An 11,713-nucleotide genomic window follows, 5' to 3' on the forward strand; every position below is an offset into this window, starting at 1 on the left:
CCGGGGTGCAGCAGGAGCCTGTTGCCGTGGGCTGCAGTGAGGGGTCAGCTGAGGTCGAGCTGGGCGAGCTCGGTGCGGGAGCTGACGCCGACCTTGGTGAAGACGTTGCGCAGGTGGAACGCCACCGTGCGCGGTGACACCCAGCACTGGGCGGCGACGTCCTTGTTCGACAGGCCGGTGCTGACCAGCTGGGCGACCTTGAGCTCCATGGGGGTCAGGTTCAGAAGCGTGGACGGGTCCCGTTTGCGGGCGGTCTCGCCGGAGGCGCGCAGCTCCTGGGTGGCGCGCTCCACCAGCGGGCTGGCGCCGAGCTCGGTGAAGGTCTCCAGTGCCGGCCGCAGGTGGGTGCGCGCGTCGACGCGGCGGTTGCTGCGACGCAGGAACTCCCCGTACGCGAGCTGGGTCCGTGCGAGGTCGTAGGGTCGTCCGGCGTTGCGGTAGTGGCCGACCGCCCGCTCGAACGCCACTGTGGCTTCAGCCGGGTCCACCGCGGTCAGGGCGTGACCGAGGTGGACGGCGCCGAGGGCCCACGGGAGGCCGGTTCCCTCGGCGAAAGGGGCGAGCTCCTCGACCCAGGCGCGGGCTCGGGGGGTGTCGCCCGCCCGTACGGCGGCTTCGAGGCGGTCGACCGTGGCGAGCCGGTGCAGGGCAGGGACCTTCAGTCCCGAGAGGTGGTGCAGCGCTGCTGCAGCATCGCCGTGCGCGGTCGCGCGGGCTGCCTTGGCCCATCGGCCGACGTCCTGTGCGGGGCCGGTCATGATGCCCAACGGGTGCCGGGCGACGACGTCCTCGAGGTCAGCGACGTGCTGGTCGTAATCCTCGCTGCCGGTCAGGGCCGCAAGCAGGGCCAGGCAGGCGAGCGGCGCGGCGGTCAACGGCCATTGGCCGACGCTGCGTGCCAAGGTGAGCGCTTCATCGGCAGAGCTGCGCACCGCCGTCCATGATCCGGCGGGGAGCTGGGCGAACATGAGCCGTTCGAGGGCGTAGATGACGACCATGCCGGCGCCCGCCTCGCGCGCGGCGGCCTCCATGGCCGAGTAGTAGAAGCGAGCTCCTTCGTCATGGCCCAGGTGCAGGGCGGTGTTGCCGAGGTTGCCCATCACGTCCAGGTCCTCCACCTCCCGCCCGGCGTCGAGGGCCTGCTCGAGGGCGGGAGTGGTCCGACCCCAGTCCTGGTCCCCGGACGCGGTGAGGGTCCTGAGCAGCAGCCGCAGGCAGGTGGTCCGTGGTGAGTCCTGCTCGGTCGGAGCCAGCAGCCGCGTGAGCACGTCCGCACCCAGGGTGGCTCCGCTGTCGGCGCCGTAAGTGCGGTTCAGGGCGGCCGCGCAGGCCATCTCCAGGGCGCGCCCGGTGTCGTGGTCGGCAACGGTGCGCGCGGCGACGGTGAAGATGCGGTGGGCGTCGACAGCGGACCCGACGTTGACCTCGATGCGGGCGCGGAGCCGGTCGACGTCGGCTCGCTGCGACGGGTCGACCGCGAGCTCGCGGGCGGAGGACGCCAGGGCGCGGGCACGGACTGCCTGTCCGGCTGCCCATGCGGTGCGCCCGGCGCCGAACAGGCGGGTCGCTCGGTCCGCTTCGTCTGCGGTCAGGGCGGCCGAGCGCTCGAACGCGTCCGCTGCGGCTCGGTGGCCACCGCGCTGCTCGGCCCGGACGGCCACGTCGGCAAGGGCGCCGGCCACGTCGGTGTCGGGTCCGTCGGCTGCCGCGGCGCGGTGCCAGGTGGCCCGGTCCGGGTCATCGGCGCCGACCGCCTGCGCGAGCGCGCGGTGCACCTGGCGCTGCTCGAAGCTGGTCGCGGCCTGGTACACCGCCGACCGAACCAGCGGGTGCCGGACAGCCACGACGTCCCCGGTGACCGAGAGCAGGCCGGCTCGCTCCGCGTCATCCCACGAGGCCGCGTCGGCACCGAGGGCGGCGGCCGCCTCCCGGACGGTGCCGACCCGTCCGGTCGCATCGGCAGCCGCCACCAGCACCAGGGTCTGCACCCGGGGGGCCAGGCGTCGACACCGGTCGAGGAACGCGCGTTCCACCCCTGCGGTCAACGCGAGCCGCGGCGGCAACGGCGCCATTCCCTGCAGCTGTTCGCTGCTGAGCCCGGTGGGCAGCTCGAGCAGCGCGAGCGGGTTCCCGCCGGTCTCGCGGACCAGGCGCTCGGCAACCTCGCCCGACACGGGCTCTCCGCCACGCTGGTCGAGGAGCTGCCGGGCGGCCGTGTCATCCAACCCGTCGACCTGCAGGACCGGCAGTCCGGCCGCGGCGAACTCCCGTCCTGCCGTGTCGCCGGTGCGCGCGGCGAACACCATGGCCACCGGGTCCGCGGCCAGCTGGCGGGCGGCGAACAGCAACGCGTCCGCGGACGCCGAGTCGAGCCAGTGCGCATCGTCGACCACCACCAGCAGCGGGTGACCGGGTTCTGCTGCGTCCGTCAGGACGGACAGGGTGGCGACCCCGACGAGGAACGGCTCCACAGCAGGTCCGTCCTCCAGGCCGAACGCGACCCGCAACGCCCTCGCCTGAGGGCCGGGCAGGTGGTCGAAGCTCACGACGGGACGCAGCAGGCGGTACAGCGCCGCGTACGGCAGCGGTGACTCGGACTCGACGCCAGCAGTGCGCAGGACCCGGACGTCCCCAGCTCCACCGGAGCGGTCTCCTTCGGTGGCCAGGTCGTGCAACAGGGCGCTCTTGCCGACCCCGGGCTCTCCGACCAGGACCACGACGGCGCCGGTGCCAGCGCGTGCTTGGTCCACCAGGGCGGCAAGACGCGCGCGTTCGGGCTCACGGCCGTGCAGCACCCGTCGACAGTACCGCCGGGCCGTGCCGCCCCGGTACGACCCGCAGCCGCCCGGCTGAACCCGGTCTGTGGTCTCTGCGTGCAGGGCGCCGGTTTCGCTGCCTAACCGAGCAGCTGGCGGGCCATCACGACGCGCTGGACCTGGTTGGTGCCCTCGTAGATCTGGGTGATCTTGGCGTCGCGCATCATCCGCTCGAGCGGAAAGTCGCGGACGTAGCCCGCGCCGCCGAGCAGCTGCACGGCGTCGGTGGTCACCTGCATGGCGACGTCGGAGGCGTAGCACTTGGCGGCGGCGCCGAAGAACGGCAGGTCCTTGTCGCCGCGCTCGGACTTGGCGGCCGCGACGTACACCATCTGCCGGGCGGCCTCGACGGTCATGGCCATGTCGGCGAGCATGAACTGGATGCCCTGGAACTCGGCGATGTGCTTGCCGAACTGCTTGCGCTCCTTGACGTACGCGACCGCGTGGTCGAGCGCGCCCTGGGCGATGCCGACGGCCTGGGCGCCGATGGTGACGCGGGTGTGGTCGAGGGTGCGCAGGGCGATCTTGAGTCCCTCGCCCTCGGCACCGACGATGCGGTCGCCGGGGATGCGCACGTTGTCGAAGTGCAGCTCGCGGGTGGGGCTGCCCTTGATGCCGAGCTTGCGCTCCTTCTCGCCGAACGTGAAGCCGGCGTCGGACTTCTCGACGACGAACGCGCTCACGTTGGCGCCGCGGCGGCCCTCCGGGTCGGTCACGGCGAGCACCGTGTAGTAGTCGGAGACGCCGGCGTTGGTGATCCAGGACTTCTGTCCGTTCAGCACCCAGTCGTCGCCGTCGCGCCGCGCGCGGGTCCGCATGGCGGCGGTGTCGGAACCGGCCTCCCGCTCGGACAGCCCGTAGGAGAACGTCGACTCCCCCGCCGCGACGGGTGTGAGGTAGCGCTTCTTCACGTCCTCGCTCGCCGCGAGGATCAGCGGCATGGTGCCGAGCTTGTTGACCGCGGGGATCAGGGAGGCCGACGCGTCGACGCGGGCCACCTCCTCGATGACGATGCACGTCGCGAGCGCGTCCGCGCCGACGCCGCCGTACTCCTCGGCGATGTGCGGGGCGAAGAAGTCGGACGCCACGAGGGCGTCGTGCGCCTCCTGCGGGTAGCGGGCCTCCTCGTCCACGGCGGCCGCGTACGGCGCGATCTTGTCCTCCGCGACCGCGCGCACCGCCTCACGCAGCGCCTCGTGGTCCTCGGAGATCCGGAAGAGGTCGAAGTCGGGGTTCCCAGTGCTCACAGGATCAGGTTACCCGCTGGTATGCCGCTCGGCGCCGCCTCCCGGTGTGGTCCCGGCCACGCGCCCACCGTGCTGACCCGGCGCGGCCGGGCCGGGACAGCGGCGACCCTCGTCAGCGGCGTCCGAGGTGCCAGAGGTGGCCGTGCTCCTCGCGGTCGACGAGCTCGGGCAGCACCTCGCTCTCGAAGAGCGCGATGCCCGAGGTGTCGTAGGCCGCTTCGGCGAAGTAGGTGATGGCGTAGGTCATGCCCTTGTCCTGCATGGCGCGGAACGTCTCGACGATCTGCTCCGGGGTGCCGACAGCCGGTCCGCTCGCAGCCGCCTTGACCTGGTCGTCGGCCTTCTCGGGGGTGAGGCCGGCGCGCAGGTACTGCTCGCGGATCCACTCCAGGCGGTTCTGCACCTCGCGCTCGTCCCGGCCGATGACGACGTTGTAGTTGGCGCTGCGCACGATCTCGCCGAAGTCGCGCCGGAGGTCGTCGCAGTGGCCCTTGAGGATCTCGCTCTTGTGGACGAACCCCTCCGGCGACCCGTCGAAGTTGGTGTAGTCGGCGTACTGCGCCGCGATCCGCAGCGTCTTCTTCTCCCCGCCGCCGGCGATCCACATGGGGATGCCGTTGGTCCTGGAGCCCGGCACGGTGGTCCCCTGCAGCGGCTGGGGCCGGCACAGCGCACCGTCGACCTGGTAGTGCTCGCCGTCGAGCGTGGCCGACCCCGTCGTCCACATCTGGCGGAAGATCTCCACGCCCTCCTCGAGGCGCTTGATGCGCTCCCCCGCCCGCGGGAAGCCGTAGCCGTAGGCCCGCCACTCGTGCTCGTACCAGCCGGCACCGATGCCCATCTCGACGCGGCCCTCGGAGATGGCGTCGACCGTCGCGGCCACCTTGGCGAGGTAGGTCGGCTCGCGGTAGCTCATGCACGTGCACATCTGGCCGAGCCGGACGCGCCCGGTGACCGCCGCGAAGGCTGCCATGAGGGTCCACGCCTCGTGCGTGGCCTCCTCGCTGGGCTCGGGCACCGTGTGGAAGTGGTCGTAGACCCAGATGGAGGTCCAGTCCTCGTTGGCGTCGGCGCGGCGGGCGAGCCCGGCCATGACGCCCCAGTGCTGGGCGGGGTCGATGCCGACGAGGTCCATGCGCCAGCCCTGGGGGACGAACAGTCCGAACTTCATGCGTACTCCTGCGACGAGCCGGGGGGTGAGGTCTCCCCAACCCTAGGGTGCGGTGTGCGTCCCTGCAGGGGCCCCGGCGGCCAGTAGGGTGCCTACTCGTGAAGATCCTCAGTGTCGTCGGTGCCCGCCCCCAGTTCGTCAAGCTCGCCCCGATCGCCGAGCAGCTCACCGCCCGCGGTGACGAGCACGTGATCGTCCACACCGGGCAGCACTACGACATCAACATGTCGGACGTCTTCTTCCGCGACCTGGGCATCCCCGCCCCTGACGTGCACCTCGCCGTCGGGTCGGCGACGCACGGCCGCCAGACCGGGGCGATGCTCGCCGGGATAGACGAGGTCCTCGAGACCCACCGCCCCGACTGGGTGCTCGTCTACGGCGACACCAACTCCACCGTCGCCGGCGCCCTGTCCGCGGTGAAGATGGGCATCCCGCTGGCCCACCTCGAGGCCGGCCTGCGCTCGTTCAACCGCCGCATGCCCGAGGAGCACAACCGCGTGCTCACCGACCACGCCGCCGACCTGTGCCTCGCACCCACCGAGGTCGCCATGGCCCACCTGGCGCACGAGGGCCTCTCCGAGAGCAGCGTGCTCGTCGGCGACGTCATGACCGACGTGCTGCTCAAGGTCCGCGACACCGTGGCCGAGCGCGAGCCCGAGCTGCCGTCGACCATCGACCCGGCAGGGCGCTACTACGTCGCGACGCTCCACCGGGCCGAGAACACCGACGACCCCGACCGCCTCGCCGGCATCGTCAAGGCCCTGGCCGAGGTCGACGCCCCCGTGCTGCTCCTCGCCCACCCCCGGCTGCGGGCCCGCGCCGCCGAGCAGGGCCTCGACCTGGCGCAGGGTGCGGTCGAGGTCGCCGACCCGCTCCCCTACCCCGCGCTCGTGCGCGCGGCGATGTCGAGCGCCGGCGTCATCACCGACTCCGGTGGCCTGCAGAAGGAAGCCTTCCTCCTGCGCGTGCCGTGCACCACGGTGCGCACCGAGACCGAGTGGACCGAGACGGTCGACCTGGGCTGGAACGTCCTCGCTGCCGATGTCTCCACCCTGGCCGACGCGGTCACCCGGCCTGCTCCCCAGCCCACCGAGTCCGCACCGTACGGCGACGGGCACGCCGCCGTCCGCGCGGTGGAGGCCATCGCCGCCGGCTCACGCCGCTGAGGCTGCTCCCACCGGTGAGGCGCCGGTTCAGCGCGGGCTGACGCCTGCCGCCGCCAGGGTGGCCTCGGCCGCGTGGCGTGCCGCCGCCGACAGCGACGCGTGCTCGCGGGTCCAGCCCGCGAGGCGGTCACGGTCGACCTGTCCCGCCGCGGCGGCATCGAGGGCCGCAGTCAACGCCTGCGCCACGGCCTCGTCCTCGTAGCCGGGTGCCCAACCGAGCTCCTCGTCGGTCACCAGCGCGCGGCCGGCACCCTCGCCGGCGAAGACCACCGGGGTGCCGCAGCCGGTGGCGGCGTAGATCTTGGTGGGCTTGGCGAAGTCGTAGCCGAGGCCGGGCTTGATCGAGACCAGCGCGCCCACCGCGCCACGCAGCACCTTCGCCGACTCCGCCGGGGGGACGACGCCCCGGAAGTCGACCGCGCCGGGCACGAGCTCCTCGGCGAGCCTCTTGAGGGCGGGCAGCTCACTGCCCTGGCCGAGCACGACGAACCGCGTGGTCGGGTGGGTCTCGCGAACGGTCTTCAGCGCGCGGACGAAGACGTCGGCGCCCTGCCACTCGGACATCGTCCCGGTGTAGGCGAAGTAGGGGTCCCCGAGGCCCTCCCGCTCACCCTCGGTGGTGAAGACGTCGGTGTCCACGCCGTTGCCCACCACGAGGATCCGGTCCTCGGGCACGCCGAGCAGCGCGACCCGCTCCGCGACGCCCTCGGAGACGGCCAGGGTGAGGACCGCGCCGCGAAGGACCCACGACTCCATCCGCCGCAGCAGGGACACGAGCACCTTGGGTGCGGCGACGCTCGCGGCGCCGTCCGACCAGACGTCGGCGGCGTAGTACGCGTACGGCGTGCGGCGCAGCATGCCGGCCATCCGCACCACCAGGCCGGTGGTGGGAGGCGGCTCCGCGACGACGAGAGCGGGACGCCGGCGGAACAGCAGGCGCAGCGCCAGCGGCAGGTCGTAGCTGAGGTACTGGACGTAGCCGCGGATGTTGCCGTTCTCGTCGCGCAGGGCGGGCCACCGGGAGACGTGCAGGTCGCCGTCGTCGATGTCTCCGGTCGGCGGCACCGTCGTGAGCACGTCGACGCGGGCGCCGAGGGCATGGAAGGAGTCGGCCAGCACCCGCTGGCGGAAGGCTGCGGCGCCGACCTCCGGGGTGAACAGGCGGGTGGCGATGCAGACGGTCGGCTTGGGCACGGCCGTCACCCTACCGAGGACGCGCGGAGCCGTTCCCCGCGCTACCGGGCCGCCGGCTGGGCGAAGGGGCCCATCGCGGCGTACATGCGGTCGGCGAGGGTGCGGGCATAGGTGGCCGTGAGGTGGTCGGTGTCGCGGTAGACCAGCACCTTGCCGATCACCGGCGCGCAGCGGGTGTCGGGGCAGATGAAGTCGCCGAGGTTCACGAGCCGGACGTCCTTCTGTCCGGCCGCGGCCTTGGTGATCGTGGAGCCCGCCAGCTTGAAAGCCTTGGTCCGGGGCAGCGCGCACGCGGTGAGGGCGCCCTCGTGGGACGACACGCAGTCGGCCATGTCGAACCCGGGACGGGGGGTGTCGGCGACGGCGAGCACGCGGATGCCGGCCGTAGTGAGCCTGCCCCAGCTGCGGCGCAGCCCCTGGACCATGCGGGTGTCGCTGACCTGCTTGCCCAGGACCTTGGTGCCGTCCATGACGGGGTACTCCGTGGCGGAGGTGACCACGACGTCCGGCTTGGCCACGAGGAGCTTGGAGGTGACGTCCTTGTTCCAGCCGTCGCAGCCGGTGTAGGGGCGCTCGTCCTTGCCGAGCGGCACCGTCTCGTCGGCCAGCGGGCAGCCCGACTTGGTGTAGGCGAGGACCTTCCAGCCCTTGGTCTTCGCCAGGGCCTGGAACGTCGGCACCCACTGGGCGGCGTGCGAGTCGCCCACCACCGCGACCGTGAAGCTGCCGTTGCGGTTGCCGTAGGTGCAGCCCTTGGCGACCGGGGAGTCGTTGTCCTTCACGTGGCAGCCGTCGGCGTAGACGCTCGGGATGTCGTTGCGGACCGCGGTGATGCCGGGCAGGAAACGACCCGGGTCGTCGACCGGCTGCCCCTGCGCCGAGTCTCGTGGCTGGTCGGGCAGCACCTGCGCGCCGTACTTCTGCCCCGCGACCATCTTCAGCGGGCGGTTGACCACCGACGAGGCGGTGTAGACACCCACCCCGGCCACGACCGACACGATCGTGCAGACCAGGCCCAGGCGCAGCGGCCAGGTGTGCGGCGACGTCGGCGACGGACGACGACGACGCACCGGCTCCTCGACCAGCTTGAACGAGATCCACGCCGGGATGACCGACAGCACCACGACGAGCAGGCCGCGCCAGGGGTCGAGGGACCCCGGCTTGTCGAGCAGCACCGCGGCCGCCACCACGAGCAGGGGCCAGTGCCACAGGTAGAGGGAGTACGACAGCTTGCCGAGGAACTGCATGACCGGTGCGCGCAGCGCCGCGACCGGGCCGTGCCGTCCCGCCGAGGGGCCCACGGCGATGACGGCCGCGGTGCCGAGGATCGGGACGGCAGCGATGGCGCCGGGGAACGGCACGCTCGACTGGAGCACGAGGATGGTGACGACCACCGCCACCAGTCCAAGCCACCCAACCGCGGCAGCGACGACCGGCCGCAGCACCCGCAGCAGGGTGGGTGCGAGCACGGCGACGAGGCCGCCGACCGCCAGCTCCCACAGCCGCGTCGTCGTGACGAAGTAGGCCTTCTCCGGTGCCGCAGCGGTGTAGTAGACCGACCACAGGAACGACGGGATGGCGATGAGGCACAGGCCGATGACGACCGGACCCCGCTTGGAGGCCCGCCGACGCGCCAGCACGCCGATGACCGCCAGCACCAGCGGCCAGATGAAGTAGAACTGCTCCTCCACCGCCAGCGACCAGAAGTGCTGGACCGGGCTCGGAGCGGCGTGCGCGGCGAGGTAGTCGACCGAGCCGTTGGCCAGCCGCCAGTTGATGCCGTAGAGGCCGCTGGCGACGACGTCCTTGCCGACCTCGGCCCACCGGATCTTCGGCAACAGCAGCACCGTGAGGATCGCGACCCAGACGAGGGCGAACGACGCGGCGGGCAGGAGCCGCTTGGCGCGCCTCGCGTAGAAGCCGCGGAACGAGATGTGGCCTCGCTGCTCGAGCTCGCGCACGAGCAGGTTGGTCATGAGGTAGCCGGAGATGACGAAGAAGACGTCGACGCCGACGAACCCGCCCGGGATGCCAGGGACCCCGGCGTGCCAGAGCAGGACGCTGCCGACGGCGATGGCCCGAAGACCCTCGATGTCGGGGCGGAACCGCGAGCGGTCCAGGGGCGGCGGCGCGGCCGGGTCCTCCTGGCGCTCGACCGTGGGGGCGGTCAGCTGCGCCATCAGCAGGGCAGAGCGGGGTAGAGCGCAGACATGGGTTCTGATGCTAGCAGCGGCAACCTGAACGCCCCTCCACCGTCACCTGCGTGCAGCGGCCGCGAGGCGGCGTACGTCGCCGGCGCTGGCTGCGAGCCAGAGGGCCACGAACCCCACTGCCGTCCCGACCTGGGCGAGCCCCGACATGTCGGTGGACTGCTGCCACCAGACGGCGGCGGCGAGCACGCCGCACCCCACGAGGAACCGGAGGGTGAGGGCCGACCAGGCGTGCCGGTCGAGCACCCAGACGGCCACGACCGGCCACAGGCCCACGACGGCCGACCCCACGAGGAACCCGGTGGCGACCTGCGCCACGCCGTCGGACGGCGCGCGCAGCGCCCACCAGGTCATGCCGACGACAGCGCCGACGATGCTGGCCGTGACCACGATGCGGCTGTAGCGGTGCTCCCGGCTGAGCAGGCTGTTGATGGCGCCGGCGGCGACGTTCGTGACGAGCACCGCGGCGAGCAGCACCGGCAGGAGCAGCTTGGCCTCGTCGAACCCGCCGCGGCGGTAGAAGAGGTCGATGAGCAGGGGGCTGACCAGCATCAACGGCCCGAAGGTCGCGAGGCTGAGGACGACCAGGCCCCGGGTGGCGGCGTCGGTCCGCTGCCGGGCACCGACGAGGTCACCGCGGCCGTGGGCGGCCGACAGGCTGGGGAACAGCACGAGGGTCAGCGACCGCGACACCAGTGATGCCGGGGTGGCCAGCGAGAGCGCGGCGGCGAACGACCCGGCGTTGGTGCGGTCCCAGAACTGGGCGGCGACCATGGTCAGCTGCAGGAAGCCGCCGGTGGCGACGCTGTTGACCAGGGTGAGCACGACGAAGCCGCGGATCTCGCGCCGCAGCTCCGGGGCGACGCCACCGGAGCGCCCGCGGGGCCAGCTCACGGCGCAGTACGCGCCGTACCCGAGCACGAGGGGCAGGAGCAGCCACGCGGTGGTGTCGGCCAGGACGACGGCGGCGAGCCCGGCCAGCGCGAGCACCGACGAGAGGACGTCCCAGACGGTGGCCCGCACGACCTGGCCCGCCCCGAAGAGGAAGCCGCGGACGAAGACGTAGCCAGAGTAGGTGACGGCGAGCGCCCCGGTGAGGACGGACTCCAGCACCCCGAGCCCGAGCAGCGGCGGCGCGAGCACCGCCGCCCCGAGGCCGAGCACGGCCATCGCGAGCAGCGTCAGGCGCCCCAGGTAGCCCGCGACCCGGTCGCCCTCCTCGAGGTCTCCGGCTCCGCGCGCACGGGCCACGTGCTTGCTCGCCGCCATCGCCGTGGCGCTGGGGACGAGCAGGCTCGCGAAGAGTGCGAGGGAGATCCCGGAGTTGACCGCGCCGAGGACCAGCTTGCCGAAGGTGTTGCCGACCAGGACGCTGTAGACGAACCTGACGACCCCCTGCACGACGACCCCGAGGGTCGACAGGGCCGCCTGCCCGCCCATCGACTGGTCGGCGGCCTCACGCGTCGGGGGGACGCGCAACCTCAGGTGGCCCAGCACGCCCCGCACCGAGGGGCCCTCAGGCCTGGGTCAGCGAGATGGTCTGTCCGGTGGTGGCCGACTCGATGCAGGCCTCGGCGACACGCACGGTCGTCAGGCCCTGCTCCATGGTGACGATGTCGGCGTCCTTGCCGAGCACCGCGTCACGGAAGTTCTCGTGCTCGACCCGCAGCGGCTCGGGCTTGGCGATGGCAAACCGGACGACGTCACCCTCGGACACCCCACGGAACTTGGCGATCGCGTCCCACGTCGTGGCGATCTCGCCGTTGGCGTAGAACGTGAGGTCAGCGGTCAGGGTGTCGGCCACGAAGGTGCCACGCTCACCGGTGATGATCGTGACCCGCTCCTTCAGCGGCGACAGCCAGTTCACCAGGTGGCTGGTCACCGCTCCCCCGCTGAGCTGCCCGACGAC

General features: G+C 72.4%; 8 protein-coding genes. 1 reads left to right on the forward strand and 7 read right to left on the reverse strand.

Annotation, left to right across the window (positions count from 1 at the left end):
- Nucleotides 1-44 precede the first annotated feature (44 nt).
- From AB4Z02_RS16080 to AB4Z02_RS16090, 3 genes are all read right to left on the reverse strand, one after another.
- On the reverse strand, nt 45-2,795 hold the full coding sequence (locus AB4Z02_RS16080) for a helix-turn-helix transcriptional regulator (protein ID WP_441972194.1): 2,751 nt from the start codon (nt 2,793-2,795) through the stop codon (nt 45-47).
- 101 nt (nt 2,796-2,896) lie between these two features.
- Nucleotides 2,897-4,063 carry an acyl-CoA dehydrogenase family protein gene (locus AB4Z02_RS16085; RefSeq protein WP_441972196.1) on the reverse strand — a complete coding sequence of 389 codons (1,167 nt, stop codon included), beginning with the start codon at nt 4,061-4,063 and terminating at the stop codon, nt 2,897-2,899.
- 112 nt (nt 4,064-4,175) lie between these two features.
- On the reverse strand, nt 4,176-5,234 hold the full coding sequence (locus AB4Z02_RS16090) for an LLM class F420-dependent oxidoreductase (protein ID WP_441972198.1): 1,059 nt from the start codon (nt 5,232-5,234) through the stop codon (nt 4,176-4,178).
- A 98-nt stretch (nt 5,235-5,332) separates the two neighbouring features.
- On the opposite strand from AB4Z02_RS16090, the gene wecB reads away from it, so the two are divergent.
- Nucleotides 5,333-6,400 (forward strand): non-hydrolyzing UDP-N-acetylglucosamine 2-epimerase, encoded by a 1,068-nt coding sequence (wecB, locus tag AB4Z02_RS16095; RefSeq protein WP_441972200.1) that lies wholly within the window; start codon nt 5,333-5,335, stop codon nt 6,398-6,400.
- 27 nt (nt 6,401-6,427) lie between these two features.
- On the opposite strand, the gene AB4Z02_RS16100 is transcribed toward wecB, so the two are convergent.
- The 4 genes from AB4Z02_RS16100 to AB4Z02_RS16115 form a co-directional block, all read right to left on the reverse strand.
- A complete protein-coding gene (locus tag AB4Z02_RS16100) occupies nt 6,428-7,594 on the reverse strand; it encodes a glycosyltransferase (protein ID WP_441972201.1) in 1,167 nt (388 codons plus the stop codon).
- 41 nt (nt 7,595-7,635) lie between these two features.
- Nucleotides 7,636-9,774 carry an acyltransferase family protein gene (locus AB4Z02_RS16105; RefSeq protein ID WP_441972202.1) on the reverse strand — a complete coding sequence of 713 codons (2,139 nt, stop codon included), beginning with the start codon at nt 9,772-9,774 and terminating at the stop codon, nt 7,636-7,638.
- 75 nt (nt 9,775-9,849) lie between these two features.
- The gene (locus AB4Z02_RS16110; protein WP_441972204.1) at nt 9,850-11,310 is read right to left on the reverse strand and encodes a lipopolysaccharide biosynthesis protein; all 1,461 of its coding nucleotides are present in this window, start codon (nt 11,308-11,310) and stop codon (nt 9,850-9,852) included.
- 10 nt (nt 11,311-11,320) lie between these two features.
- A partial coding sequence (locus AB4Z02_RS16115) for a Gfo/Idh/MocA family oxidoreductase (RefSeq protein ID WP_441972206.1) occupies nt 11,321-11,713 on the reverse strand: 393 nt, incomplete at its 5' end.

Source organism: Pedococcus sp. 2YAF34 (assembly GCF_052114585.1).
GTDB lineage: Bacteria > Actinomycetota > Actinomycetes > Actinomycetales > Dermatophilaceae > Pedococcus.